The organism is Janthinobacterium sp. AD80 (assembly GCF_002878455.1).
Lineage (GTDB): Bacteria > Pseudomonadota > Gammaproteobacteria > Burkholderiales > Burkholderiaceae_D > Janthinobacterium.
This window is the reverse complement of record NZ_NRDQ01000052.1, coordinates 1-25,477: the sequence shown is the minus strand read 5'-3', so window position 1 is coordinate 25,477 and position 25,477 is coordinate 1. Positions and strand designations below refer to the sequence as shown.

Below are 25,477 nucleotides of genomic sequence, written 5' to 3'. Positions count from 1 at the left end.
GCCATGGCGCCCCACACGGCGCGCGCCTCGGCAAACGCCGTCGCATGCGCGCGGCTGCGCCCGCACCAGTGGCGAAATACTTGCGCGTCGCGTTCGCTGACCTGGCCCGAGGCCAGGCGCACGACCCACGCCTGCGCTTCCTTCTGGATGACACCCATATCGTCTTCCGCTTGTTCAGTCATGATGTCTAGACGTTTTTCCCGCGCCGGGACCGAAGCGCTGGATGAAATCGCGTCCCATGCGTTCACAGCAGTGTTCGAGTCCGGCGCGCAATTCCTTCTCCACCGTGCGGGCGGAAATGCCGAAGCGCTCGGCGATGTCGCGGTGCGGCAGTTGATCCACGCGGGCGGCGATGACGATAGCGCGCCGGCGCTTCGGCAGCTCCTGCAGCGCCCGTTCCAGTTCTTCAATTTCAGCGCGCGCACTGAAGGTGCGGGCCGGGTCGGCCAGCTCGTCGGCCATCTCGTACAGCTCGTCGATATCCGGCAGGCTGAGCAGGCGCGCATTGTCGCGCCTTTGATCTTCCGCAATGTTGATGGCGATACGCATCAGGTAGGCGGAGGGATAGCTGATGGCCTCGGGCGCGTTCATTTTTTCCACTCTTAAATACGTTTCATGCAGCGCGTCATTCGCCAGGTCTTCCGAACCCAGGCGGCGCTGCAGGTGGCGGCGAAACTGTCCATAGCGTTCCAGGAACAGTTTGCGCAAGGTAGCTTTCAGCAATTCCGGCATGCTCAGCCTGCCCCGGCCAGGCGCAGATACGGTGCGCAATCGGCGGCCGGATCGGGCCGCGGCGTCAAGAGTATCGTCAGCGGCTGCGGCAGGCCGACGGGTGGCGCGCCATCCATCAGCAGGCTGCGCAGGCGCTGCAGCACGGCGCTGTCGCGCTGCGCCACGCCGCTCGGTTCAAGCACATGCACCTCGCGCACCTTGCCGCGCTCATCAAGCCACAGCTGGAAGGCCAGGCGGTAGCGGCCGAAGGCATCCGGGTGCAAGCGGCACAGGGCGCGCGTGAGGGAACGCTGCAGCACAGCCGCATACGCTTGCAGCCCCGGCGTGGCGGCGACGGGTTCGCCCGGCGTCGCCAGTGCCGGCGCCGGTGCTGCACCAGCCAGCGCCAGCAAGGTAAACGCATTGCTGCCGCTGAAACGCGCACCCAGTTGCGTGCCCGCCAGCAAGCGCTGCAACGCCTCGGCCGGCGTGTAGTCGCCGCGCACGGGCGCGGCCATGCGTCCCGCCGCCAGCTGGCTGCTGACCAGCACGGAATAACCGGTCACTTCGCCAAACGCCACCAGGGCAGCGTCAAGCGGCTGGGCGGCCAGGTCAAAACGCAAGGTCGCGGCCGGCTGGCCATCCTCATCGGCGGCGCCCGCTGCCGGACACACGAAGGTCATCCATGTCATCAGCAAACAGGCGGACAGGGCCAGGGCGTTGCCCGTTGCGGTGCGGCGGTGGGTTCGTGTCATTTTCCAGGGAAACCAACGAGAGCCTGCAGTTAAGATGTCTTGTCTGCAATGTTGCCGGCAGAATGGCAAGATAGTAGCTTCACAAAATGACCACTGCATGACATGAAGTCATCGTCCTGGCCCGCGTGTGTCATCGCCGCGACACATGGGCTTGCTATGCTGGCGACTCATTCCACCGCTGCGGGAGCCAGCATGGCGCGCCTGTTTCTGTCTGTTTTTATCCTTGCTTGCGTCCTCCCGCCCGCGCAGGCGGACGAGCACACCGTCGTCGTCACGCCCGGCAAAACGGATGGCGCTTGCGTCAGCGTCGACAGCGCGGGCCGGCGCGTGCAATCGATGGCTTGCATGAATGAAAAACTGCTGCCTGCGGGCGAGGGCGCCAGCCGGCAAGCGCCCAGCCTGTCGACGGCGGAGACGAACTTGCAGCGGCCGTCGAACCAGCTCGGCCTGTACAACCGCGCCGCGCTGGAACACCGCATGGGCAACGCCTTTGGCAAATCCGTCACGCCGCAGCGCCCGCCGCCGCCAGCGCCCGTCAGCCCGCTGCTGCCGCCCCCGCTGCCACCGCGCTGACGCTGTTGTCAACGCACAGTCCATTTGCGCTGTCAAGATTGCGCAATCGCGCCGATTGCGTATCATTCCAGGCTTGATCGCTCTGGAAACAACCATGCTGCCCACTATCGAACAACGCCTTGCCCTTGAACTTGCCGCCAAACCGGTGCAAGTTGCCGCCGCCATCGAACTGCTCGACGAAGGCGCCACCGTGCCCTTCATCGCCCGTTACCGCAAGGAAGCGACCGGCGGCCTCGACGATATTCAGCTGCGCCTGCTCGAAGAGCGCTTGCGCTACCTGCGCGAGCTGGAAGAGCGGCGCGCCGCCATCGTGGCCTCGATCACGGAACAGAACAAGATGACGCCCGAGCTGCTCGACGCCGTCATGCACGCGGAAGACAAGACGCGCCTGGAAGACCTGTATCTGCCCTACAAGCAGAAGCGCCGCACGAAGGCGCAGATCGCCATCGAAGCGGGCCTGATGCCGCTGGCTGACGGCTTGCTCGGCAATCCCGAGCTGACGCCGGAAATGGAAGCGGGCAAATTCCTGCGCGACGCGTTTACTAGTGCCGACGGCAACAACCCGGGCGTGGCGGACACCAAGGCGGCCCTCGACGGCGCGCGCCAGATTCTGATGGAACGTTTCGCCGAAGACGCGACCTTGCTGCAAACCTTGCGCGAATACGTGCAGGAACATGGCATCGTCGAATCGAAAGTGGTGGAAGGCAAGCAGGACGAAGGCGAAAAATTCGCCGATTATTTCGATTACTCGGAAACCATCTCGACCGTGCCATCGCACCGCGCGCTGGCCCTGCTGCGCGGCCGCCGCGAAGGCATCCTCGACGTCACCCTGCGCCTGGATACGGAGGCGGAAAAACCGAAGTGGGATGCGCCGCACAACCCGTGCGAAGGCCGCATCGCCGCCCGCTTCGGCATCAAGCAACAAGGCCGTCCGGCCGACAAATGGCTGGCCGACACAGCGCGCTGGACCTGGCGCGTAAAAAGCTTCATGCACCTGGAAACGGAACTGATGGGCGCGCTGCGCGAACGTTCGGAACTCGACGCCATCAACGTGTTTGCCACCAATTTGAAGGCGCTGCTGCTGGCCGCGCCTGCCGGCCAGCGCGCCACCATGGGCCTCGACCCTGGCTTGCGCACGGGCGTCAAGGTTGCTGTCGTTGATGCCACCGGTAAAGTCGTTGACACGGCCGTGATCTACCCGCACCAGCCGAAGAACGACTGGGATGGCTCGCTGCACACCCTGGGCCGCCTGGCCGCCAAGCACAATGTGTCATTGATTTCCATCGGCAACGGCACCGCGTCGCGCGAAACGGACAAATTGGCGCAGGACTTGATCAAGCAGCATCCGGAAGCGAAGATGACGAAGATCGTCGTCTCGGAAGCGGGCGCGTCGGTGTATTCGGCGTCCGAGTTCGCCTCGAAGGAATTGCCGGACATGGACGTGTCCCTGCGCGGCGCCGTCTCGATCGCGCGCCGCCTGCAAGACCCGCTGGCCGAACTGGTGAAAATTGATCCGAAATCGATCGGCGTGGGCCAGTACCAGCACGACGTGAGCCAAAGCCAGCTGGCTCGCTCGCTCGATGCAGTGGTGGAAGATTGCGTGAACGCCGTCGGCGTGGATGTGAACACGGCGTCGGCCCCCCTGCTGGCGCGCGTCTCCGGCCTGTCGGCCAGCGTGGCGCAAAGCATCGTCACCTACCGCGACATGAAGGGTGCGTTCACCTCGCGCGCGGCATTGAAGGCCGTGCCGCGCCTGGGCGACAAGACCTACGAGCAGGCAGCCGGCTTTTTGCGCGTGATGGGCGGAGAAAACCCGCTGGACGCCTCGGCCGTCCACCCGGAATCGTACCCGCTGGTGGAAAAGATCCTGGCTGACATCAAGAAAGATATCAAGGCTGTCATCGGTGAAACGGCCCTGCTGAAAACCTTGAGCCCGGCAAAATATGCGGATGAAACGTTTGGCGTGCCGACCATTTCCGACATTTTGAAGGAACTGGAAAAGCCAGGCCGCGATCCGCGTCCGGAGTTCACCACCGCCACCTTCAAGGAAGGCGTGGAGGAAATCCGCGACTTGCGCCCGGACATGATTTTAGAGGGCGTGGTCACCAACGTGGCCGCCTTTGGCGCCTTTGTCGACATCGGCGTGCACCAGGATGGCCTGGTGCATATCTCGGCCCTGTCGAGCACCTTTGTGAAAGACCCGCACACGGTGGTGAAAGCTGGGCAAGTCGTGCGCGTGAAAGTGCTGGAAGTCGATGAGAAGCGCAAGCGCATCGCCCTGACCATGCGCCTGACGGACAGCGCGCCGCAGGCGGGCAGCAAGCCGGAGCAGCGCGGCGACCGCAACGACCGCCGCAGCATGGCGCAGCACCAGTCGCAGTCGCGCAATGCGCCGGAACCGGCGGGCAGCATGGCCGCCGCGTTCGCCAAACTGCGCGGTTAAGCGGCATGGCCACCGGGCATGACCTTGTCATTCTGGCGGTGGACGCGGGCAGTGCCGAAGCGCAGCTGCTGCTCGATGAATTATCGGCAGCATTGCTGCGCATCAATGGCGACAGCGGCCGTTCCTCGTTCGACGTGGAAGCGGCCACGCCGCGCGGCGGCTTTTATATCGCCCGCGATACGGCTGGAGAACTGCAGGGCTGCGCCGCCCTGCGCCCGCTGGGTGATCCGCTCAGCGCCATAGGCGAACTCAAGCGCATGTATGCGCGCCCCGGCGCCACCGGCACGGGCGCGGCGCTGCTGGCGCACGTGGAGGCGCAGGCGCGCTTGCATGGCTACCAGGCCCTGCACCTGTCCACCCGCGTGGCGAATACCCGCGCCCTGGCGTTCTATGCCAGGCACGGCTATGCACCCGTTATTGCCTGGGGCAAATACGTGGGCGCCGCGCAATCGGCCTGTCTGGGCAAGAAGTTATAAGGCTCGGCGTGGCTGACTTGCCCGATTTATGACTTGAGCGCATACCCGCGCCGGCGTTTTCTTATAAAATGACGCCATCTATTTATTTACCCATCAGAGGCAGCTATGAGCGACGTACAAACCTGGATCAAAGAAACCGTGACGAGCACGCCAGTCGTGCTGTTCATGAAGGGCACGGCCCAATTCCCGCAGTGCGGCTTTTCCGGCCGCGCCATCCAGATCCTGAAAGCCTGCGGCGTGGAAAACATCGCTACCGTCAACGTGCTGGATGATCCGGAAGTGCGTCAAGGCATCAAGGATTACTCGAACTGGCCGACCATTCCCCAGCTGTATGTCAAAGGCGAGTTCATCGGCGGCTCCGACATCATGAATGAAATGTTTGAATCGGGCGAACTGAAGTCCCTGCTGGATGCCTGATCACCCAGCGCAGCGGCCACGGCGTATCGTCGTGGCCATCACGGGCGCCACGGGCGCAGTGTATGGCTTGCGGCTGCTGCAATTGCTCGGCGTTATCCCCGGCGTCGAGACGCATCTGGTCTTGTCCGATGCGGCCGTACTGACCCTGCACCAGGAAACGGGCGTGGGACGCAAGGAAATCGAAGCGCAGGCGCACGTGGTGCACAAGCTGCGCGATATCGGCGCGAGTATCGCCAGCGGCTCGTTCCAGTCCGATGGCATGGTCGTGGCGCCGTGCTCGATGAAGACCCTGGCGGCCGTGGCCCATGGCTTGTCGGATAATTTGATCACGCGAGCCGCCGATGTGGTGCTCAAGGAGCGCCGGCGCCTGATTTTGATGGTGCGTGAAACGCCGTTCAACCTGGCGCACCTGCGCAATATGACGGCCGTGACGGAAATGGGCGGCATCATCTTCCCGCCACTACCCAGCTTTTATCACCACCCGCAGAGCATTGCGGAGATGGTCGACCATACGGTGGCGCGCGTCATCGACCTGCTCGGCATCGAGCACGCCCTGGCGCCGCGGTGGAATGGTTTGAAAACTCCAGACCAGCCAGCAACAAACTAACAGACTACATCAGCAACTACGCACGTCACGATGCGTGACAAAAGCGTAGCGAGCGGCAGCGAGACTCGGCGCCCCCTTGTGGCCAAGAAGCGCAACCGTGCTCCAGCACGGGGGCGCCGAGCTGGTGAGCATCGCCGGCCGCAAAGCGTGACGCGCAGCAGCTTTGCTCAGGCATCCCTCATCTCTTGTCGAATTGCAGGGCACTGGCCTGCTTCAAATCCCTGGCTTCTTCAACCATCCTGCGGTGGGCGATCCGTTTGCGCATCACTTCCGCATGTTGCGCGGCAGTCATGGGAGGCACGGTCATCAAGTCCTTCAGCTGCGCGGTATTGCTGTAGTTACTTTTCATAAGACGGCTCAAATGCTCGGCTCCGTAGTGGATGAACTGGCTATTTCTGATAGTGATTATGCGCTGGTATTGGCCGCTGCGCCGCCGCAGGCAGGATTATTGTCAAATAATTCCGCTGCAGCGCAACATACGAGGTCTTATTGTGCGGCAAAATCATGTCTCCAGTATGACTCTGCGCAAATAAAAGATCAGAAGATGCGCCGCCAGCGAAAAGCGGACGGCGCCGGCCTGAACAGGCCTGGATGCTTACTTTTGGTAGTTGACGCGCACCAGCATGCGAATAAATTCACGCGCGATTTGACGATGATGTTCATCTAATCTTTGCAAATCGGCAATTAATTTCACATCGGCGGACTCAAAACGCGACAGGGCGCTGCCCGCATCGCCATTCGGCGTGGCGCTTTCCGGACCGCCAAACCGCAACCATTCCGCCGGCACGCCCAACCATTGGGCAATCATGCGCAATTTCTCTTGCGTCGGAATTGCTTCACCTACCAACCATTTCCTAGCTGCATGCACGGTAATCGGGCGCCGCGTCGAAACGGATATTGAATTCCCGGGCCAGTCTTGTCGGGCTGTCTGGAGAATAATGGGCGTTTTTGAGAGCCAACTGAAGTCGCTGGCTGAAGCTTTCGCGTTCGTTAGAAGAATTCATAGGTGTACTATTTCATGTTGTAACATGAAAGTCAGTTTCTTGAATGACCATACAGATTGTTACATTTGAAAATGGCATTAATTGACAATTAACACTCTGGCCGGCCTTTTCAGGGCAAAAACGGGGCCGAATTTTCTCTTGTTATCCTGCGTGGCTTCGGGTCAAATTCGCGGCTGGCCTTGAGTTTCGCACTGCAGCACGATTCAAAGCCTCGGTTTGGCATTACAACGTACGGTATCGGATAATGCCCGCCTCTACCGGTAAGTGCAATGCCCATGTCATACAATTTCTTATAGACAAAGTTTTCAGAAGCGCCATTCTGTTTTCAATATGGAAACAAACAAGCCGACGTTTTCATTGTGAAACGTTGTTTTTCGAGCGTGCCGCCTGGCAAAACTCAGGCTTCAAAAAATGTTACTGCCATCGTAGCGAAAACATTGTCGCCGTTACGCCAGGAAAGCTCTTTTTGGTGTCATGTTGGCCACCAACTCTCGATCTTAAGCCCGTTTGTGCGAGAAGAATCAATTTATTTTCAGTAACTGTTGTCTGATTCACCAAATTGCCACAGCGGCGCCGCATTTTTCCTTGTTGCAGCATGGGCCAGGCACGCTACAATAGTATTGACGTTGACGTAAACGGCACTTTGCCACCTTGCCTGCCTTGCAGCGCCCCATCTTTCTACCGACCGCCCATGCAACCAACACCGCCCGCCTCCATGACGACCTATACCATCACCGAACTGGCGCGGGAATTCGACATCACGGCCCGGGCCATCCGTTTCTATGAAGACCAGGGCTTGCTCAGCCCGAAACGCGAAGGCGCAGGCGGGCGCAACCGTGTCTACACGCCGCGCGACCGCACGCGCCTGAAGCTGACCCTGCGCGGCAAACGGCTGGGCCTGGCCCTGTCGGAAATCAAGAGCCTGGTCGACATGTATGAATCGCCGAAGGACACGCGGGCACAGATGGACCGCTTCCTGGGCGTGCTGGCACAGCACCGCCAGACCCTGGAACAGCAGCGCATCGATATTGAAATGGCCCTGGCGGAAATCAGCTCGCATGAAGCAGCGTGCGCGCGCATGCTGGCGGACTTGAATATGGAGAAGGCCCAGACAGACTAGGCGGGCAGGCGGCAAACACTTGCCGCGCGCGCTGCCTTGCGCACACTGCTTAACGTTTACGTAAACGTCACAACTGAGTATCATAGCTTCACTGACCCGGCATCCATGACCGCCACACTATAACGACGAGGACGACATGCTCCATCTCCCAGGCTTGACCTTTGACCACGGCGAAGACATCGCCTCGCTGCGCGAAGCGATCCAGCAATTTGCCGCCGCCGAAATCGCGCCGCGCGCGGCCGAAATCGACCGCACCGACCAGTTCCCCATGGATTTGTGGCGCAAGATGGGCGACATGGGCCTGCTCGGCATCACTGTCAGCGAGGAATACGGCGGCGCCGGCATGGGCTATCTGGCGCACATTATCGCCATGGAAGAGATCTCGCGCGCCTCGGCCTCCGTCGGCCTGTCCTACGGCGCCCATTCGAACCTGTGCGTGAACCAGATCAAGCGCAACGGCACGGCCGAGCAAAAAGCCAAATACCTGCCAAAACTCATCACGGGCGAACACATCGGCGCCCTGGCCATGTCCGAGCCGAACGCCGGTTCCGACGTCGTCAGCATGAAACTGCGCGCCGACTTCAAGGGCGACCGCTGGGTCTTGAACGGCACCAAGATGTGGATCACCAACGGCCCCGACGCGGACGTGCTGGTGGTGTACGCGAAAAACGACCTGGAAGCGGGTCCGCGCGGCATGACGGCGTTCCTGATCGAAAAGAATTTCAAGGGTTTTTCCATCGCGCAAAAGCTCGACAAGCTGGGCATGCGTGGCTCGCACACGGGCGAACTGGTGTTCCAGGATTGCGAAGTGCCGGCCGAAAACGTGCTGGGCGGCCTGGGCAAGGGCGTCAATGTGCTGATGTCGGGCCTGGACTTCGAGCGCACCGTGCTGTCCGGCGGTCCGCTGGGCATCATGCAGGCTTGCATGGACCTGGTCGTGCCTTACGTGCACGACCGCAAGCAATTCGGCCAACCCATCGGCGAATTCCAATTGATGCAGGGCAAACTGGCCGACATGTATTCCACCATGATGGCCTGCAAGGCCTATGTGTACGCCGTCGGCCAGGCCTGCGACCGCGCCACCACGCCGGAAGCCGTGCGCCAGTTGCGCAAGGACGCGGCCGGCGCCATTCTGTATAGTGCGGAGAAAGCCACCTGGATGGCGGGCGAAGCGATCCAGGCACTGGGCGGCAACGGCTACATCAACGAGTTTCCTGCCGGCCGCCTGTGGCGCGATGCCAAGCTATATGAAATCGGTGCCGGCACCAGCGAAATCCGCCGCATGCTGATCGGCCGTGAATTGTTTGCTGAAACCAAATAAGCACGCACCGGGTGCGCGGATGTCGACTGGGTGATGCGCCAACCATGCGAGCAGACACATGACGCAAATCGCCTTCCCCAAATTGCTTTCTTCGCAGATTGCATTCGATATCGCGCGCACCATCCGCGACGGCTTCGACAAGCATTACCGCCTGTTCCGCGCCACCAGCCAGCAGGCCAAGCACTATTTCGAGCAGGGCGCCTGGGCCGCGGCGCAGCAGGCGGCCCGCGACCGCATCGACTTTTATGACAAGCGGGTGCAGGAATGCGTGCAGATGCTCGAAGATGAGTACGAGGAGGCGGAGTTGACGGACGAAGTGTGGCGTGAACTCAAGCTGCACTACATCGGCATGCTGACCGACCACAAGCAGCCGGAACTGGCGGAAACCTTCTTCAATTCCGTCTGCTGCAACATCTTGCACCGTACCTATTTCCACAACGATTTCATTTTCGTGCGCCCCGTCGTCTCGACCGAATACATCGAAACGGCCGGGCAGTCGCCCACTTACCGCGTGTATTACCCCGGCAAGGATGGCTTGCGCGCCACCTTGCGGCGCAGCGTGACGCATTTCCAGCTGGACTGCGCATTTGCCAACCTGGAACGCGATGTGATCCAGGTGGAAAGCCGGCTGCACCAGCTGTTTGGCGGCGACAGGCTGGAACCGAACCACCAGATCCAGGTCCTGACGAGCTTGTTTTACCGCAACAAGGGCGCCTACCTGGTGGGCAAGGGCATCAACGGCAACCGTGAATATCCGTTTGTCGTGCCCATCCTGCACAACCGTCACGGCAAGCTGGTGCTGGACACGGTACTGTGCGAGCATGAGCAGATCGCCATCCTGTTTTCCTTTACGCGCGCGTATTTTCTGGTCGACATGGAAGTACCGTCGGGCTATGTGCAATTCCTGCGCAGCTTGCTGCCGCGCAAACCGCGCAGCGAAATCTATACGATACTGGGCCTGCAAAAACAGGGCAAGACGCTGTTTTACCGCGATTACCTGCAGCATCTGAAACACTCATCGGACAATTTCGAGATCGCCCCCGGCATCCGCGGCCTGGTGATGCTGGTGTTTGCCCTGCCCTCGTTTCCGTATGTCTTCAAGGTCATCAAGGATTTTTTCCCGCCGCCCAAGGAAACCACGCGCGCGCAGATCAAGGAAAAATATCTGCTGGTGAAACACCACGACAGGGTGGGCCGCCTGGCCGACACGCTCGAATATTCCAACGTGGCCTTCCCCCGCGCGCGCTTCAGCGCTGAACTGCTGACCGAGCTGCATCATTTTGCCCCCTCCCTGGTCGAGGAAGACGACGAGCAGATCATCATCCATCACCTGTACATCGAGCGGCGCATGGTGCCGCTGAACATGTGGCTGAGCAATGCAGAGAAGGAAGGCCGCGAGGACCTGGTCGAACATGGCATCGTCGAGTACGGCAACGCCATCAAGGAACTGGTGGCGGCAAATATTTTTCCTGGCGACATGCTGTATAAAAACTTCGGCGTGACCCGTCATCAGCGCGTCGTCTTTTACGATTACGATGAGATCGAGTACATCACCGATTGCCAGTTCCGCGTCATCCCCGAGGCGCGCACGGAGGAAGAAGAAATGTCGGCCGAAGCGTGGTATCCCATCGGCAAGCACGATGTGTTTCCCGAACAATTCGGCACCTTCCTGTTGGGCAATCCCCGCATCCGCCGCTATTTCCTGCAGCACCATGCCGACCTGCTGACGGCCGCCTACTGGCAGGCGCGCAAACAGCGCATCCTCGACGGCCATATCGAGGACGTTTTCCCGTATCCGCAACACATCCGTTTCTGTCATTCATCCCCACACTTACCGGAGATCCACCATGCATGATCCAGTCGTAATCGTCGGTGCCGCGCGCACCCCTATGGGCGCCTTCCAGGGCGACTTTGCCAACGTCACCGCCAGCGACCTGGGCGCCGTCGCCATCCGCGCCGCCGTCGAGCGCGCCGGTGTCGCCCCCGAGGCCGTTGAACACGTGTACTTCGGCAATTGCCTGATGGCTGGCCAGGGCCAGGCGCCCGCGCGCCAGGCCCTGCGCAAGGCTGGCTTGCCGGACTCCACCGGCGCCGTGACCCTGTCGAAAATGTGCGGCTCGGCCATGCAGACGACCATGTTCGCGCACGACACCTTGCTCGCCGGCAGCGCCGACGTGGTGGTGGCGGGTGGCATGGAATCGATGACCAACGCGCCCTACCTGGTGCCGAAGGCGCGCGGCGGCTACCGCATCGGCCACGGCATGATCTACGACCACATGATGATGGATGGCCTGGAAGACGCCTACAGCCGCGACGAAAAAGGCAATGCCCGCTCGATGGGCACGTTTGCCGAAGAGTGCGCCAGCCAGTACAGCTTCACGCGCGAAGCGCAGGATGCGTTTGCCATCGAATCCGTGAAACGCGCGCAAGCGGCCACCAAGGATGGCAGTTTCGAGTGGGAAATCGCGCCAGTCACCGTGTCCGGCCGTGGCGGCGACACCATCGTCAGCATCGATGAAGGCCCGCAAAAAGCCCGCCTGGAAAAAATCCCGACGTTAAAAGCCGCTTTCAAGAAAGACGGCACCATCACCGCCGCCTCGTCCTCGTCCATCAACGATGGCGCGGCGGCCCTGGTGCTGATGCGCGAATCGACGGCGAAAAAGCTCGGCTGCACCGTCATCGCCAAAATCCACGGCCATGCCACGCATGCGCAGGCGCCGAACGAATTCACCACGGCCCCCATCGGCGCCGTCAAAAAACTGTATGCCAAGACGGGCTGGAGCAGCAGCAACGTCGACTTGTTCGAGATCAATGAAGCGTTCGCCGCCGTACCGATGGCCGCCATGCACGACCTCGACATTCCGCACAGCAAGATCAACATCCACGGCGGCGCGTGCGCGCTGGGCCACCCGATCGGCGCCTCGGGCGCGCGCATCATCGTTACCCTGCTGGGCGCCTTGAAAAAAACCGGCGGCAAGCGCGGCGTGGCGGCCCTGTGCATCGGCGGCGGCGAAGCGACGGCAATGGCGATCGAACTGGTATAAGCTAGCCCTGAACACGGGCGCGCACCACGGTTCACGGTGCGCGCCTTTCATTTTATTTTCAGGGAGAAAACATATGCCAACCGCATTGATCATCGGCGCCTCGCGCGGCATCGGCCACGAAATGGTGCGTCAATACCGCCAGGATGGCTGGCGCGTTATCGCCACGGCCCGCACGCCGGACGCTTGCGAAGCGCTCAGGCAATTGGGTGCCGAAGCGCACCAGCTGGACGTGACGGACGTGGAAGGCTGCGCCGGCCTGGGCTGGAAGCTCGACGATGAAAAACTCGACGTGGCCATCCTCAACGCGGGCGTGTATGGCCCGCGCCATGACGGTTTTCCCGCGCAAGAAGATTTCGATGCCGTCATGCACACCAACGTGCTGGCCGCCATGCGCCTGCTGCCGATACTGGCGCCGCTGGTCGCCAACGCCAAGGGCAAGCTGGCCGTGCTGTCCTCGCACATGGGCTCGCTCAGCGAGCGGGGCAATCCCAGCGGTTCGCTGTACCGCGCCAGCAAGGCGGCCTTGAATTCCGTGCTGATCGACACGTCGCTCGTGTACGGCCCGCAAGGCGTCAGCTGCGTGGCCTTCCATCCGGGCTGGGTACGCACGGACATGGGCGGCGCCGGCGCCGATATTTCGCCCGAGGAAAGTGCTGCCGGCATGCGTGCCACCCTGGCCAGCCTGCCAGCCACGGACAAGGCCGTGTTCCGCAACTACGATGGCAAACCCATCGGCTGGTAATTCCGCCAGACACTATAAAAAATACGAGACGACGTCCCATGATACTCAATGAAGAACAATCGATGATCCAGGAAGCGCTGCGCAGTTTTTCGCGCGAGCGCCTGGCGCCCAATGCGGCCCGCTGGGACAAGGAACATCATTTCCCGAAGGAAGAATTGCAGGAACTGGCCGCGCTGGGCGCCTTTGGCGTGGCCGTGCCGGAAGCGCTGGGCGGCGCCGGCCTCGACTACGTGTCGCTGGCCCTGGTGCTGGAAGAAATCGCCGCTGGCGATGGCGGCACGTCGACCATCATCTCCGTCAACAATTGCCCCGTGTGCAGCATCGCCATGATGTACGCCAACGATGCGCAAAAGGAACAATGGCTGCGCCCGCTGGCGCAAGGCGCCATGCTCGGTGCTTTTTGCCTGACGGAACCGCACACGGGCAGCGACGCCTCGGCCCTGCGCACCACGGCCACGCGCGACAGCAACGAGTATGTAATCAACGGCACGAAGCAATTCATTACCAGCGGCAAGTATGCCGACGTGGCCATCGTCATGGCCGTCACCGACAAGGCGGCCGGCAAGCGCGGCATCAGCGCCTTCTGGGTGCCGACCAATTCATCGGGCTACATCGTCGCGGGCCTGGAGCAGAAGATGGGCCAGCATTCGTCGGACACGGCGCAAATCCTCTTCGACAATTGCCGCATCCCGGCGGAAAATTTAATCGGCGAAGAAGGACAAGGCTACAAGATCGCCCTGTCCGGCCTGGAAGGCGGACGCATCGGCATCGCCTCGCAAGCCGTGGGCATGGCGCGCGCCGCGTATGAAGCGGCGCTCAGCTATGCACGCGAGCGCGAAAGTTTCGGTAAACCCATCTATGAACACCAGGCCGTGCAATTCCGCCTGGCCGACATGGCGACGCAGATCGAAGCGGCGCGGCAATTGATACGCCACGCGGCATCGATGAAGGATGCGGGCTTGCCGTGTTTGAAAGAAGCGGCGATGGCCAAGCTGTTTGCCTCGGAAATGGCGGAAAAAGTATGCTCGGACGCCATCCAGGTGCACGGCGGCTACGGCTATGTTTCCGACTTCCCCGTCGAACGCATCTACCGCGACGTGCGCGTGTGCCAGATTTACGAGGGGACCAGCGATATTCAGAAAATCTTGATCGCCAGAGCTTTATAAAAAGTAGTAAAAGCCTCGGCGCTTTTAGAAACCGTAGCGAGCAAGCTCGATATCGGATTGAGTAACGCAGCCGTACTTTGGTACGGCGAGTAACGCCGATTCGATAGCGGGCTGCGCAGTAGGTTTATAAACGCGCCCACCAGACGAAAAAAAAGCCCGCTAGCGCGGGCTTCGTTCCAATGTATTACCAATGCTTTAATCGTGTCATGGACGCCAGTGCTATCTGCAAAGTGCCTCCTGATTTTCGGACTCCCATGCTATCTGCATGGTGACTCCAAGTGTAAAATCGACCATCGTATCCGGAATTACAAAATCCATTTCTTCGCACTGTCACGCCATCGACATTACACCTGTCGGTCGCCGCGCTGAAACTGGATAGTGAGACTATTTGCAAGCAAATCTCAATCACTGAACGGAGTATAGCACAGCTTTTTGTGCGATGCAACAACGAATTGAAGCCATACTTTAAATCAAGTCCGTAGCGCCAGTGGCTTGTCTTCTTCGCCGCCACGCGCCACTCTTTCGTACTCGGAAATGACTTGCGCCCCCAGCAGCAGCAAGGTGGCGCCGATTTCCAGGCTGAACATGACGACGATGGCCGTCGTCATCGAGCCATACACCACGTTCACCTGCGACAAGGTGGAAAAATACCAGACCAGCACGTGGCGGGCGATTTCCCACAGCAAGGCCGCCGTCACGCCGCCGATCAGCGCATGCGTGATCGACAGCCGTCCCACGGGCATGACCAGGTAAATCGAGCTGAGCACGAGGATTTCGCCCGTCAGCCCCAGCAGATACAGCAGCACGCCCGACACCCCTTCCAGGCCCCAGTCGTGGCGCAGGAAGCGCACGCTTTCCTCGCCCATCACTTGCAAGCTGCCCGCCACCAGGGTAATCAGCAGGATGCCCACGCCCAGGCACAGGATATAGCAGTACGGCAAGATAGCGGAAATCAGGAAATGGCGGCGGCGGATGGCCACGCGGTGAACGAATATCACGCTCATGGCGTTTTCCAGCACGGTAAACGCCAGCGAGCTGAAGAAAAGCATGGTCAGCAGCAGCAGCCAGCCGATCACGCCCCGGTTGTTGAGGAAATGCGCGACTTCCGCCACGATGGCCTTTGACTGGCCCGGCACCAGCCATTCCAGATAATGGCCTATGGTTTGCAGCAATTCATCCTGCGCGATCACGTGCGACAGGGCCACCACCACCAGCATCAGCAGGGGCACGATGGAGAGCAGCGAGTAATACGCGACGGCACCCGCCAGCAGCAAGCCCTGGTTGGCGCGAAAGCCCTTCAGCACCTGCAGCACGAAGGCCAGCGGATGGCTGAGAATGTACGCGCTGGCGCGGCGGTTGATCATGGTAAAACCGTTCAAGGATGCCGGCCTGGCCCGATGCCTTGCCGCACAGGTTCCCAGCATACTGACAATCGCCGCGCCGCGCCGTGCGCGAGCGAACACAGACTAGGTGACGGCCGCTTCCAGCAGGGTCAAGGTTTGCCTGTCCGCGTCCAGGGTGGCCAGGATGCCCATCGGAATGGTGAACTGGTGGCGGATGTGGCCGAACGAGTAGCCGCTGACGGCCGGCACGCTCAAGGGCTGCAAGTGCTGGTCCAGGGTGGCGTTCAGGGTCAGCGAGGTGTCGCCCTCGGCCGCCTCGCAATGCTCGAAGATGCCCAGCATCAACGCCGCCGCCTGCTTGAAGCCGACGGACAGGTCCAGCTGGCACAGCATGCGGTCGATGCGGTACGGCACTTCGTTAATTTCTTCGAGGAACAGGATGCGCTCGCGAAAATCGGCCGCATACGGCGTGCCGGCCAGGGCGCTGACCATGCACAGGTTGCCGCCCGTCAGCCGTCCCGTGGCCTGGCCGCCATGCACGGTGCGGATGGCAAAGTTCGGCTGCGTCTGCGCGCGGCGGTGATTCTCCAGCGCCATCGGGATCGTGTAGTTGTCTTGCGGCGCCATCAGCACGTTTTGCAGCTGCGTCACCGTGTAGTCGGAAAACGTCGACGAGGCCACGGGACCGTGGAAAGTCACCAGCCCCGTCTGCCTACCGATAGCCAGGTGCAGGGCCGTGATATCGGAATAGCCGATCAGCACTTTCGGGTTGCGGCGGATCAAGGCGTAATCGAGCAGCGCCAGCAGCGAAATGCAGCCGGAGCCGCCACGAATAGCCCAGATCGCCTTGACCTCGGGGTCGGCGAAGGCCGCGTGCAGATCGTCAAGCCGCTGCTGTACCGTGCCCGCATAGTTGCCGTGCACGGCACAAATATTGGCGCCCAGGCTGGCGCGCAGGCCCAGCGATTCGATATTGCGCACAGCCTTGGCGATGGCGTCCTCGTCCGTAAAACCGCCCGGTGCGAGAATGGCGACCAGGTCGCCCTGGCGCAGGCGCGCCGGTTTGATCAAAGAATGTTGCGCTTGCATGCGTTTGTCCTTCCCTTGCGCGGCCGCCGCCAGAGCCGGTGTGCCTGCCGCCCCCAGGGTGGCGGCCAGCAAGCCGCCAAAGCGGCGTCGGCTGAGATTGGTCTGACTGCTCATGCGGCCCTTTCCTGGAATAAAAACGGCGGCGCCAGGCGCCGCCGCTGAGAGTAGCACGCCGGCGGGATCGCCGCCGGCATGGCCGCCTTACATGAACTTGTACTTCAGCTGAAACGACAGCGAACGGCCACGCGGGTCGGCCACACGCGGGTCCCAGCCGGCACCCACCACTTCATCCACGTTGTGCGCGGTGAACGGTGGATCGCGGTCGAACAGGTTCTGGATGCCCACGGTGATGGTGGTGTTCTTGAAGCCCGTGTAAGTGCCCGACAGGTTATACGTCGTATAGCTGGAGACGTCAGGCTTGAAGCCCGGCGGCGGCGTACCCTTGCCGCCATTCGGCACCTGGTCCTTGTAGCCGGAGGCAAAACTCTGGATCAGCAAGCCGCTCCAGTCGCCGCGCGACACGCCAAAGCTGGCATTGTGTTTCCAGCGCAGGTACAGGTCACGCGTGTAAAACTTGCCGACCAGTTCCTGGTATTCCTGTCCCTGGTATTCCGCGAACTTGAAGCTGTCCATATACGTGCCGTCCAGGGTCGCCGTCCACTTCGCGTCCTTGATCTTGCCTTCGCCACGCAAGCCCACATCCAGGCCACGCACGCGGCTGCCTGCCGCATTGATCCAGCCGGCCTGCACATAGTCGATGGTACCGTCCGGCTTGCGGATGATGTACTGGTTCAGCGCCTGGTAGTTGGCCAGCACGATTTGCGGCGTGCGGTTCAGGATGCGGTCCTTGGTGTTGATGGCCCAGTAATCGAACGAGGCCGAGTATCCCTTGAATGGCTCGATGACAAAACCGACGCTGCCCTGCTTCGACGTTTCCGGCTTCAGGTTGACATTGCCGCCCGTTTTATAGTCGAGGCGGTCGATGGCACAGTATTCGGGCACGCCCGGATGCTGGGCACAACCTTGCTGGTCGATCACGCCGTTCGGCAATTCCTGGCTCAGCGAACCGGAATACAGCTGCTGGAAGCTGGGTGCGAGGAAACCCTTGCTAGCCGAACCGCGGAACAGCAGGAAGTCGGCCGGCTGGTACCGGAATGCCACTTTCGGGTTCGTCGTCGCGCCCACCAGACTGTAATCGTCGCGGCGGATGGCCAGCTGCATTTCCAGGTCTTTCAGCACCGGCACCAGCAGCTCGGCATACACCGCTTTCACGGTGCGGCTGGCATCTTTCAATGATGCATTGCCTGGCGCCAGCAGGATCTGGATGGCGTCAACGTCTTGCGCAAAGCTGTAGCCTTCGCGGCGCAAATCAAAGCCGGCGGCCATGGCCAGCGCCCCGGCCGGCAGCTGCAACAGCTCGCCGGAAACAGAGCCATCGATCTGCGTCAGGGTCGTCTTGCCGTGCTGGAAGTCGCCACGGAACTTGGTCGACTCGATCAATTGCTTGGCCGCTTCCGTCTGGCTCTGGCCCGGCCCCACCCATGGATTGATGATGCCCGTCGCCAGCGCCGCATACAGCTTGTCCGTGTAGGAATAGCCGTCCGTCAGCTTGGTCTTGGTGGAACTTTCGGCGCGTGAAATGCCGGCCTTGTAATCCCACTTGCCGAAGTTGCCTTCGAAACCGACCAGCACGCGGGCATTGTCGGTGGTGTTTTCCTGCGTGCGGTTGCCCACGTCATTGGCGCGCCATTTATACGAAATCGGCTTGGTGTTGTCGAAAGAAGGGATGTAGGCCGACAGATCCTGGTAATACGCGCCGCCGACAGGATACAGATTCTTGTTGGCAACGGTGGCCTGCACCTGCATCGGCGTCAAAATGGCCGTGGCCTTGGTGCGCGAGCCGAGTACCTCGACAAACATGCGGTGGTCGGGCGCCAGCTGGAAGGTGCCGCGCGACAGCAGATTGGCCCGTTCGACAGGGAATTGCAGCACATAGTCGGCGCCATAGTCGTAGGCGCACGAGTACGTGGTGCGCAGTGGCGAGGTGACATCCTTCCACAGTGCCGTCTGGTATTGCGACATGCCGGGGATGCTGTCGCACTTGCCCTGGAAGCTCAGCGGATTGGCTTGCAGGTATTTATTCGGATCGCCAGGCAGCTGGAACGAGGTGCCCAGCGCCGTGCCTGTGCCCGCCATCTGGTTGGCAAACGGCGTGCCCGTGGTATCGGGCGACAGGCCACGTTCCGGCTGGAAGCCGTTGACGAAGGAACGGTCGCTGCCGTTCAGGCGCAGGGCCTTGTCAACGGTCAGGCTGGCCATGATGTTGTAGCGGTCGCTTTCCAGCGAACCCGTGCCCGCCAACAAGGAGGCGCGGCGCGTGGCGCCACCGCCGGCTTGCGTGTCGTTGGTGGCAACGGACGCTTCCACGCCGCTGTAATTAGTTTTCAGAATGAAATTGATCACGCCGCCGATGGCGTCCGTGCCATAAATGGCCGAAGCGCCGTCCTTGAGGATTTCCACGCGCGAAATCGCGCCCAGTGGTATCGAATTCAAGTCGACCGACTTGCCGCTGGCACCATGCGTGGCGATGCGGCGGCCGTTCAACAGCACCAGGGTGCTCGACGGTCCCAGGCCGCGCAGCGAGGCGAACGACGCGCCGCCGCTGACCCTGTCGGCGTCGGCGCCAAAGACGTTATTGCCCGAAGTCATGTTATCGGCGCCCGTGCCATTCGCCGACAAGGTACGCACCAGTTGCTCGGTTGTCGTGATGCCCTGCTTTTCGATCTGGTCAAAGGTGATGACCTGCACCGGCAGTGCGCCTTCCTTAGCCACGCGCTTGATGCTGCTGCCCGTCACTTCGACCCGTTGCATCGCTGGCGGCGCCGCTTCCTGTGCCGCGACCGGCCCACTACCCCCATCAATGCCACCAACTGCGCTAGCTTTTTCAATTTCACAGGTCTTCTCCTTGTTGGGCAATCGAAACTTGAGTTATCAAGTCAGGCTGTTTTTCTCACGTCGCTTTGTCTGTCTCGCGGTACATTTTTTTATGACATTTGCGCATGACTTTATTTGTTTTCATTTTCAGAGTAGCGCGATGCCCGAGCCGCCAGCCAATGAAAAATGCTTTCCTAACCATAACCTTTAGGAATGAATGCCCTTTTCAACTGCATGGTCACTTGCCTGCGGGGCTACCCTTGGCGGTATCGACGTCCAGGTAGCGCCAGGACGTGAATTCCACGGGGTGGCGCCTGTAGTTTTTTAGCCACGGTTGCTGCAGGTCGGCGGAGATGGGATGTGTCAGCAGTACCCACGGCGTGTAGGCGTGGATCAGCTGAAACAGGTCGAAGTACAGACTGCGTCGGCGCGGCGTATCGGATAGCAGGCGCGCCTCCTCATAGCGTTTATTGTAATCGGGCAAATTGAAGCGGGCATAGTTAGCGCGGCCAACGTTGCCGCCATACAACAATTGCATAAAGTTATCGCCATCGGGGAAGTCGGCGATCCAGTTGGTCTCGAACATCTGCACCTTGCCCAGGCGCGACGCCTTGATGATTTCCGTCTTCTTGTCGCTTTTAAACTCCACGCGCAGGCCGATGGCGTTCAGGTTGCGACGCCACAGTTCATCGCGCAGCCGTCCTACCGTGCTCGGCTCCGTGTGCATGGTCAGGATCAGGGGCGTGCCATCGGGCTGCGTGCGGAAACCGTCTGCACCCGCCTTGTAGCCGAAGCGCTCCAGCAAGGCACGCGCCAGCGCCGGATCGTAGGCGACGGGGCTGCGGTAATCCTTGTCATGGCCCAGGACGTTGGGCGGCAGCGGCGATTGCGCCGGCAAGGCCAGGCCTTTTTTCAGCAGCGCGATATCTTCGCGGCTGTTGTAGCTGAGGGCAATGGCGCGCCGCAGGGCCAGCTTGTCCTTGGTGGTGCCGCCCAGCACCGGGTCATCCATATTCATCCACATGTAATACGTCTGCAGCACGGGAAAGCGCGTCAGCTGCAAGCCCTTGGCGGCCAACGCCGGCTTCAGCGCACCATTGAGCAGCACCATGTCCGTCATCGATTCGGGCACTTGCTCCAGGTAATCGAACTCGCCTTTCAGGAAGCCCAGCATGCGCGACTGGTATTCCTCGACGATGCGCACCTCGATGCGCTCGACCAGGGGCAAGCGCTTGCCTTCGAGCGCGGTGGCGATGACGCGCGCGTCAGGTGGCAGGGCCGCCAGCGCCTTGGCTTGGGTATGGAACACGGTGGGGCGGAAAGTCGGGTTGGCCTGCAGCACGATCTTGTCGCTGCGCTTCCACTCCTGCACCATGAACGGTCCCGTGCCCACGGGATGATTGCCGATCTGCCCCGCCGCAGGATACGCTTCGGCCACTTCGCGCGCCACCACGCCGGTGGCCGGCATGGCCAGGTAAAACAGGAAATTCGGGTCGACGCCGTTCAGGCGGATGCGCAGGGTGTATTTGTCCAGCGCCTGCAGGCCGGCGATCGGCGTGTCATAGCTGAATTTGCTTTTCAGGGCCGCATCGCCCACCAGCTTGTCTTCCAGCAAGAACAGCCACGGCGACTTCAGGGAAGGGTCATACAGCCGCGTCAGGCTGTACACATAATCCTGCGCCGTCACTTCGCGCGGCTTGCCCTTGAAGGCGGGATCGGGGGTGAAGAAGATACCGGGCTGCAAGTGAAAGATATACGTGCGCCCGCCATCTTCCACGGTGGGCATGGCACGCGCCGTATTGCCCTGCAGCTGTACCGGACGGGCCAGGTAGTCATAACGCAAGAGCGGATCGAAGATGTTTTCCATCAGGTTCAGGCTGGCCAGGTCGGAGGCCACGGCCGGGTCCAGCCCCGTCTCGCTGGTGCTCAAGAACAAGTGCAAGGTCTTGTTCGCGCGGGCATCGGCGGCGGCGTGGGCCGCTACAGTGAACAGCGTCAACAGGGCAAGGCCGGCGGCGCAGGCGGTTTTGCGTAAAAACATCATCAGTGATCCAGTGCAGACAAGGGTAACGAACGGCAATAAGCGACAGGCATCCCCCACACTACGCGGGCAAGCGACGGGGCGCCAATGAAAACAGGCTGCCAGCTTATAACTTTTTGGCATGCGATTGCTGCATTCTTTCATCAACTCGTATCAGGCTGCCCCTATACTTTGTTTGCAGACATTTTTCACTCCCGACACACAGAACTGATCGCATATGGCACTTAATTACATCTGGTCCGGCTTTTTCCTCGTTGGCTTCCTGGCCGCAGTGCTGCAGTGGCTGTTTCTCGGCGATACCGATATCTTCAAGCGCATCATCGATGGCACCTTCGAGACGGCGCGCATGGGCGTGATGGATATCGCCCTGCCGCTGGCCGGCGTGATGACCTTGTGGCTGGGCATCATGAACATCGGTGAAAAGGCGGGGATTGTCGGCTGGCTGGCGAAAGTGATCGCACCGTTCTTCTCGCGCATCTTCCCGGAAATTCCAAAAGACCATCCGGCCACGGGCCACATGGTGATGAACTTCTCGGCCAACCTGCTGGGCCTGGATAATGCGGCCACGCCGTTCGGCTTGAAAGCCATGGAAAGCCTGCAGACCTTGAACCCGAACAAGGAAGAGGCGACGAATGCCCAGATCATGTTCCTGGTGCTGCACACCTCGGGCCTGACCCTGATTCCGCTGGCCATCATGGCGCAGCGCTCGATCCTCGGCGCAGCCGATCCGTCCGACATCTTTATTCCCTGCATGATCGCCACGTATGTGGCCACCATGGTCGGCATCATCACGGTGTCCATCAAGCAGCGCATCAACCTGCTCAACCGTGTCGTACTGGGCTGGATGGGCGGCATGACGAGCGCCATCGTCGCCATGATCTGGTACTTCACGCAATACCTGACGAAACAGGAAATCGAGCTGGTCTCGAAGGTGGTCAGCAACCTGGTGTTGATCAGCGTCATCGCCATTTTCATCATCGGCGCCCTGCGCAAGAAAGTGAACGTGTACGACGCCTTCATCGAGGGCGCGAAAGGCGGCATCCAGACTTCCATCACCGTCATTCCCTACCTGGTCGGCATGCTGGTGGCCATCAGCGTCATCCGCAACGCGGGCGTGTTCAATTTCCTGATGAGCGGCATGAACTGGTTCTTCGCCAACCTGGGCATCAATACGGATTTCGTGCCGGCCCTGCCGACGGCCATGATGAAGCCGCTCAGCGGCTCCGGCTCGAAAGCCATGATGATCGATGCCATGAACACTTATGGTGTCGACTCGTTTGTCGGCCGCCTGGCCTGCGTGTTCCAGGGCTCGGCTGATACCACCTTCTATATCGTGGCCCTGTATTTCGGTTCCGTCGGCATCCGCAAGACGCGCTATGCCATCACGGCCGGCCTGATCGCCGATCTGGCTGGCGTGATCACGGCCGTCTTCGTGGCCTACGTCTTTTTCCACTAAGGAGCACCATGCTACGTCCTGTTCTGCTGGCTGCGCTGTTGGCCGGTCTTGGCCTGTCTACTGCCCAGGCGCAATTGCCCGAATCCGTCAGCCTGCTGCTGCGCGGCGCGAATATTCCAGAGGACGCCATGGGTGCCGTCGTCTTGCGCGGCAACACCACCGTACTGTCGCATGGAGCCGAGCGCAGCATGCAGCCCGCCTCCACCATGAAGCTGGTGACGACGGCCGTGGGCCTGGAGCAATTGGGCCCCATCTTCCGCGGCCGCACGGAGCTGCGCACCAGCGCCGATGTCATCAATGGCGTGCTGAAGGGCGACCTGATCCTGCGCGGCGGCGCCGATACGGATTTCAATGCGGACGTGCTGACGCACATGCTGCAAACCTTGCGTACCCAGGGCATCGTCAAGATCAAGGGCGACCTGATTCTCGACCGCCAGCTGTTCCAGCCGGCCCGGCCCGATATCGGCGCGCCGCCATTCGATGAGTCGGCCGAGTTCCGCTACAACGTCATCCCCGACGCTTTATTACTGAACACCAATCTGATCGACATCGACATCAGCGCGACAGATCGCAAATTGACCTTCCAGATGCAGCCGGCGCTGGAGAATGTCAGCATCACCAGTGACATGAAGCTGATCAAGGGCAATTGCGCCAGGTGGGAAGATGGCTGGCGCCCGCCCGAATACCGGCGCGATGCGAGCGGCAAGCTGCAGGTCATCCTGCACGGTACTTTCCCGCAGAATTGCAGCAAGTCCACCAGCGTCAATGTGCTCGACCGCAATGACTATGCGGAGCGCTTGTTCCGTGCCACCTGGAAACGCCTGGGCGGCACCATCACGGGCACAGTGCGCGAAGCGCCGGCGACGGGTTTGCCGCCCACGGCCGAACCGGTCGGCACGCGTCTGCTGGCCGACCATGTGGCACGGGCCTTGCCGGAAGTGCTGCGTGACATCAACAAAACGTCCGACAACACCCTGGCCCGTACTTTATTTCTGAGCCTGGGCAGCCTGCAAAGCGATGGCTGGCTGGGTAGCCGTCCCATCGCCATGACGGCGCCGGAAGACACGGCCAATCGGGCGCGGCAAGTCATCGATGCATGGTTCCAGCGGCACCATATCGCTACCCAGGGCATGCTGGTCGACAACGGTTCCGGCTTGTCGCGCACGGGACGCATTGCACCGGCGCAGCTGGCCGGTGTCCTGCAAGCGATGCAGTACAGTCCGTGGGCGCCCGAGTTCCAGTCCAGCCTGCCCATCGCCGCCCTCGACGGCACCATGCGCAAGCGCCTGCTGAACACCCCGGCCGCCGCGCGGGCGCGCATCAAGACGGGAACCTTGAAGAATGTGGTGGCCATCGCTGGCTATGTACCCGACGCAAACAACCAGCTGTGCGTGGTGGTGGCCATGATCAATAGCGACCTGGTGGGCAACGGCAACGGCCGCGCCGCCGTCGATGCCTTGATCGAGTGGGTCGCCAGGAGTGGCGCCGCGCCGGTAGTGGCCGGTCAATAAAAGGCAGCAGTGATACAAAGGCAGCGCGCAGCGCTGCTTTTTTTCGTCTTTTGTATGGTTTGGCTACCCTGATCGGCTGGCGTTGCTGTCGGATGACGCGCGGCCTTGCCGCGCTAATCCGACCTACCCGACCCGGCCAGCGGTAAATCGACGTAGGTCGCTTAGCGCGCAGCGCGTAAGCCGACACCACCTGCGGCGTATCACGCAAACAAAACCACCAGACGAAAAAAACCCGCCAATTGCTTGACGGGTTTTTCTCTACTGCGAATAACAAGCCTGACGATAACCTACTTTCACACTGGTTGCAGCACTATCATCGGCGCAAAGTTGTTTCACGGTCCTGTTCGGGATGGGAAGGGGTGGGACCAACTTGCTATGGTCATCAGGCATAACTTGTACTGACGCTTGTCTCCTGTAGGACGACAAGGCCATGAATCTGGAAGAAGCAAAGATTGGGGTAATGACTGGTTGTATCAACACACACGCAACGTTGTACCGTCTTATCCTCTGTACCTGCTAAGGTTATAGGGACAAGCCGTACGGGCAATTAGTACTGGTTAGCTTAATGCATTACTGCACTTCCACACCCAGCCTATCAACGTCCTGGTCTCGAACGACCCTTCAAAGAGCTCAAGGCTCTGGGAAATCTCATCTCAAGGCAAGTTTCCCGCTTAGATGCTTTCAGCGGTTATCTCTTCCGAACTTAGCTACCCGGCAATGCCAC

22 protein-coding genes and 2 rRNA genes are annotated in these 25,477 nt (G+C 60.9%); 13 read left to right on the top strand and 11 right to left on the bottom strand.

The window, feature by feature from the left end; genetic code table 11:
- From JaAD80_RS12170 to JaAD80_RS12160, 3 genes are all read right to left on the bottom strand, one after another.
- The coding region (locus tag JaAD80_RS12170) for a DUF4880 domain-containing protein (RefSeq protein WP_219726815.1) at window positions 1-182 on the bottom strand (182 nt) is incomplete at its 3' end.
- The gene (locus tag JaAD80_RS12165; protein ID WP_102294397.1) at window positions 175-732 is read right to left on the bottom strand and encodes an RNA polymerase sigma factor; all 558 of its coding nucleotides are present in this window, start codon (window positions 730-732) and stop codon (window positions 175-177) included. The genes JaAD80_RS12165 and JaAD80_RS12170, both read right to left, overlap by 8 nt.
- Window positions 733-734: 2 nt before the next feature.
- Window positions 735-1,466 carry a secretin and TonB N-terminal domain-containing protein gene (locus JaAD80_RS12160; protein WP_180979399.1) on the bottom strand — a complete coding sequence of 244 codons (732 nt, stop codon included), beginning with the start codon at window positions 1,464-1,466 and terminating at the stop codon, window positions 735-737.
- Between the two features lie 192 nt (window positions 1,467-1,658).
- On the opposite strand from JaAD80_RS12160, the gene JaAD80_RS12155 reads away from it, so the two are divergent.
- From JaAD80_RS12155 to JaAD80_RS12135, 5 genes are all read left to right on the top strand, one after another.
- Window positions 1,659-2,039, top strand: coding sequence for a hypothetical protein (locus JaAD80_RS12155; RefSeq protein ID WP_102294395.1), 381 nt, complete (start codon window positions 1,659-1,661; stop codon window positions 2,037-2,039).
- A 94-nt stretch (window positions 2,040-2,133) separates the two neighbouring features.
- Entirely contained in the window at window positions 2,134-4,482 is a 2,349-nt protein-coding gene (locus JaAD80_RS12150; protein WP_102294394.1) for a Tex family protein, read from the top strand.
- A 5-nt stretch (window positions 4,483-4,487) separates the two neighbouring features.
- Window positions 4,488-4,958 (top strand): GNAT family N-acetyltransferase, encoded by a 471-nt coding sequence (locus JaAD80_RS12145; RefSeq protein WP_102294393.1) that lies wholly within the window; start codon window positions 4,488-4,490, stop codon window positions 4,956-4,958.
- Between the two features lie 105 nt (window positions 4,959-5,063).
- The gene (gene grxD, locus JaAD80_RS12140) at window positions 5,064-5,375 is read left to right on the top strand and encodes a Grx4 family monothiol glutaredoxin (RefSeq protein ID WP_010402157.1); all 312 of its coding nucleotides are present in this window, start codon (window positions 5,064-5,066) and stop codon (window positions 5,373-5,375) included.
- Complete coding sequence (locus JaAD80_RS12135) at window positions 5,368-5,982, top strand: UbiX family flavin prenyltransferase (RefSeq protein ID WP_102294392.1); 615 nt, start codon at window positions 5,368-5,370, stop codon at window positions 5,980-5,982. Before grxD ends, JaAD80_RS12135 begins: the two co-directional genes overlap by 8 nt.
- A gap of 178 nt (window positions 5,983-6,160) precedes the next feature.
- Here JaAD80_RS12135 and JaAD80_RS30700 read toward each other — a convergent pair whose 3' ends face one another.
- Window positions 6,161-6,331 (bottom strand): hypothetical protein, encoded by a 171-nt coding sequence (locus JaAD80_RS30700; protein ID WP_180979398.1) that lies wholly within the window; start codon window positions 6,329-6,331, stop codon window positions 6,161-6,163.
- Between the two features lie 246 nt (window positions 6,332-6,577).
- Entirely contained in the window at window positions 6,578-6,790 is a 213-nt protein-coding gene (locus JaAD80_RS31460; protein WP_258002947.1) for a hypothetical protein, read from the bottom strand.
- Window positions 6,791-7,701: 911 nt separating this feature from the next.
- On the opposite strand from JaAD80_RS31460, the gene JaAD80_RS12125 reads away from it, so the two are divergent.
- The 6 genes from JaAD80_RS12125 (at window position 7,702) to JaAD80_RS12100 (ending at window position 14,379) form a co-directional block, all read left to right on the top strand.
- Window positions 7,702-8,106 (top strand): MerR family DNA-binding transcriptional regulator, encoded by a 405-nt coding sequence (locus tag JaAD80_RS12125; RefSeq protein ID WP_102294391.1) that lies wholly within the window; start codon window positions 7,702-7,704, stop codon window positions 8,104-8,106.
- Between the two features lie 136 nt (window positions 8,107-8,242).
- On the top strand, window positions 8,243-9,427 hold the full coding sequence (locus JaAD80_RS12120) for an isovaleryl-CoA dehydrogenase (protein WP_077398251.1): 1,185 nt from the start codon (window positions 8,243-8,245) through the stop codon (window positions 9,425-9,427).
- Window positions 9,428-9,485: 58 nt separating this feature from the next.
- Window positions 9,486-11,282 (top strand): bifunctional isocitrate dehydrogenase kinase/phosphatase, encoded by a 1,797-nt coding sequence (aceK, locus tag JaAD80_RS12115; RefSeq protein ID WP_102294390.1) that lies wholly within the window; start codon window positions 9,486-9,488, stop codon window positions 11,280-11,282.
- Window positions 11,275-12,471, top strand: a complete 1,197-nt coding sequence (locus tag JaAD80_RS12110; protein ID WP_102294389.1) for an acetyl-CoA C-acyltransferase — start codon at window positions 11,275-11,277, stop codon at window positions 12,469-12,471. Before aceK ends, JaAD80_RS12110 begins: the two co-directional genes overlap by 8 nt.
- 73 nt (window positions 12,472-12,544) lie before the next feature.
- Window positions 12,545-13,213, top strand: a complete 669-nt coding sequence (locus JaAD80_RS12105) for an SDR family oxidoreductase (protein WP_102294388.1) — start codon at window positions 12,545-12,547, stop codon at window positions 13,211-13,213.
- Between the two features lie 38 nt (window positions 13,214-13,251).
- The gene (locus JaAD80_RS12100) at window positions 13,252-14,379 is read left to right on the top strand and encodes an acyl-CoA dehydrogenase family protein (protein ID WP_102294387.1); all 1,128 of its coding nucleotides are present in this window, start codon (window positions 13,252-13,254) and stop codon (window positions 14,377-14,379) included.
- A gap of 470 nt (window positions 14,380-14,849) precedes the next feature.
- Here JaAD80_RS12100 and JaAD80_RS12095 read toward each other — a convergent pair whose 3' ends face one another.
- The 4 genes from JaAD80_RS12095 to JaAD80_RS12080 form a co-directional block, all read right to left on the bottom strand.
- The gene (locus tag JaAD80_RS12095; RefSeq protein WP_102294386.1) at window positions 14,850-15,743 is read right to left on the bottom strand and encodes a YihY/virulence factor BrkB family protein; all 894 of its coding nucleotides are present in this window, start codon (window positions 15,741-15,743) and stop codon (window positions 14,850-14,852) included.
- A gap of 102 nt (window positions 15,744-15,845) precedes the next feature.
- Window positions 15,846-16,925, bottom strand: coding sequence for an LD-carboxypeptidase (locus tag JaAD80_RS12090; protein WP_102294385.1), 1,080 nt, complete (start codon window positions 16,923-16,925; stop codon window positions 15,846-15,848).
- 87 nt (window positions 16,926-17,012) lie between these two features.
- The gene (locus JaAD80_RS12085; RefSeq protein WP_102294384.1) at window positions 17,013-19,682 is read right to left on the bottom strand and encodes a TonB-dependent receptor; all 2,670 of its coding nucleotides are present in this window, start codon (window positions 19,680-19,682) and stop codon (window positions 17,013-17,015) included.
- Between the two features lie 301 nt (window positions 19,683-19,983).
- Window positions 19,984-21,789, bottom strand: coding sequence for an ABC transporter substrate-binding protein (locus JaAD80_RS12080; protein ID WP_180979397.1), 1,806 nt, complete (start codon window positions 21,787-21,789; stop codon window positions 19,984-19,986).
- A 214-nt stretch (window positions 21,790-22,003) separates the two neighbouring features.
- Between JaAD80_RS12080 and JaAD80_RS12075 the strand changes: the two genes are divergently transcribed.
- Together JaAD80_RS12075 and dacB are read left to right on the top strand one after the other, a co-directional pair.
- Window positions 22,004-23,242, top strand: coding sequence for a nucleoside recognition domain-containing protein (locus JaAD80_RS12075; protein ID WP_034753725.1), 1,239 nt, complete (start codon window positions 22,004-22,006; stop codon window positions 23,240-23,242).
- Window positions 23,243-23,250: 8 nt separating this feature from the next.
- The gene (dacB, locus tag JaAD80_RS12070) at window positions 23,251-24,753 is read left to right on the top strand and encodes a D-alanyl-D-alanine carboxypeptidase/D-alanyl-D-alanine-endopeptidase (protein WP_102294383.1); all 1,503 of its coding nucleotides are present in this window, start codon (window positions 23,251-23,253) and stop codon (window positions 24,751-24,753) included.
- Window positions 24,754-25,027: 274 nt separating this feature from the next.
- On the opposite strand, the gene rrf is transcribed toward dacB, so the two are convergent.
- Window positions 25,028-25,140: ribosomal RNA gene (rrf, locus tag JaAD80_RS12065) — 5S ribosomal RNA — on the bottom strand.
- A 139-nt stretch (window positions 25,141-25,279) separates the two neighbouring features.
- Window positions 25,280-25,477: ribosomal RNA gene (locus JaAD80_RS12060) — 23S ribosomal RNA — on the bottom strand; the annotation flags it as partial.

What these genes read in the sequence shown, in the direction of transcription:
- JaAD80_RS12075 (WP_034753725.1), top strand. Translation starts at nt 22,004, where the DNA reads ATGGCACTTAATTACATCTGGTCCGGCTTTTTCCTCGTTGGCTTCCTG.
- JaAD80_RS12100 (WP_102294387.1), top strand. Translation starts at nt 13,252, where the DNA reads ATGATACTCAATGAAGAACAATCGATGATCCAGGAAGCGCTGCGCAGT.
- JaAD80_RS12105 (WP_102294388.1), top strand. Translation starts at nt 12,545, where the DNA reads ATGCCAACCGCATTGATCATCGGCGCCTCGCGCGGCATCGGCCACGAA.
- JaAD80_RS12125 (WP_102294391.1), top strand. Translation starts at nt 7,702, where the DNA reads ATGACGACCTATACCATCACCGAACTGGCGCGGGAATTCGACATCACG.
- JaAD80_RS12120 (WP_077398251.1), top strand. Translation starts at nt 8,243, where the DNA reads ATGCTCCATCTCCCAGGCTTGACCTTTGACCACGGCGAAGACATCGCC.
- aceK (WP_102294390.1), top strand. Translation starts at nt 9,486, where the DNA reads ATGACGCAAATCGCCTTCCCCAAATTGCTTTCTTCGCAGATTGCATTC.
- JaAD80_RS31460 (WP_258002947.1), bottom strand. Translation starts at nt 6,790, where the DNA reads ATGATTGCCCAATGGTTGGGCGTGCCGGCGGAATGGTTGCGGTTTGGC.
- JaAD80_RS12080 (WP_180979397.1), bottom strand. Translation starts at nt 21,789, where the DNA reads ATGATGTTTTTACGCAAAACCGCCTGCGCCGCCGGCCTTGCCCTGTTG.
- JaAD80_RS12155 (WP_102294395.1), top strand. Translation starts at nt 1,659, where the DNA reads ATGGCGCGCCTGTTTCTGTCTGTTTTTATCCTTGCTTGCGTCCTCCCG.
- JaAD80_RS12135 (WP_102294392.1), top strand. Translation starts at nt 5,368, where the DNA reads ATGCCTGATCACCCAGCGCAGCGGCCACGGCGTATCGTCGTGGCCATC.
- grxD (WP_010402157.1), top strand. Translation starts at nt 5,064, where the DNA reads ATGAGCGACGTACAAACCTGGATCAAAGAAACCGTGACGAGCACGCCA.
- JaAD80_RS12085 (WP_102294384.1), bottom strand. Translation starts at nt 19,682, where the DNA reads ATGCAACGGGTCGAAGTGACGGGCAGCAGCATCAAGCGCGTGGCTAAG.
- JaAD80_RS12095 (WP_102294386.1), bottom strand. Translation starts at nt 15,743, where the DNA reads ATGATCAACCGCCGCGCCAGCGCGTACATTCTCAGCCATCCGCTGGCC.
- dacB (WP_102294383.1), top strand. Translation starts at nt 23,251, where the DNA reads ATGCTACGTCCTGTTCTGCTGGCTGCGCTGTTGGCCGGTCTTGGCCTG.
- JaAD80_RS12165 (WP_102294397.1), bottom strand. Translation starts at nt 732, where the DNA reads ATGCCGGAATTGCTGAAAGCTACCTTGCGCAAACTGTTCCTGGAACGC.
- JaAD80_RS30700 (WP_180979398.1), bottom strand. Translation starts at nt 6,331, where the DNA reads ATGAAAAGTAACTACAGCAATACCGCGCAGCTGAAGGACTTGATGACC.
- JaAD80_RS12145 (WP_102294393.1), top strand. Translation starts at nt 4,488, where the DNA reads ATGGCCACCGGGCATGACCTTGTCATTCTGGCGGTGGACGCGGGCAGT.
- JaAD80_RS12110 (WP_102294389.1), top strand. Translation starts at nt 11,275, where the DNA reads ATGCATGATCCAGTCGTAATCGTCGGTGCCGCGCGCACCCCTATGGGC.
- JaAD80_RS12150 (WP_102294394.1), top strand. Translation starts at nt 2,134, where the DNA reads ATGCTGCCCACTATCGAACAACGCCTTGCCCTTGAACTTGCCGCCAAA.
- JaAD80_RS12160 (WP_180979399.1), bottom strand. Translation starts at nt 1,466, where the DNA reads ATGACACGAACCCACCGCCGCACCGCAACGGGCAACGCCCTGGCCCTG.
- JaAD80_RS12090 (WP_102294385.1), bottom strand. Translation starts at nt 16,925, where the DNA reads ATGAGCAGTCAGACCAATCTCAGCCGACGCCGCTTTGGCGGCTTGCTG.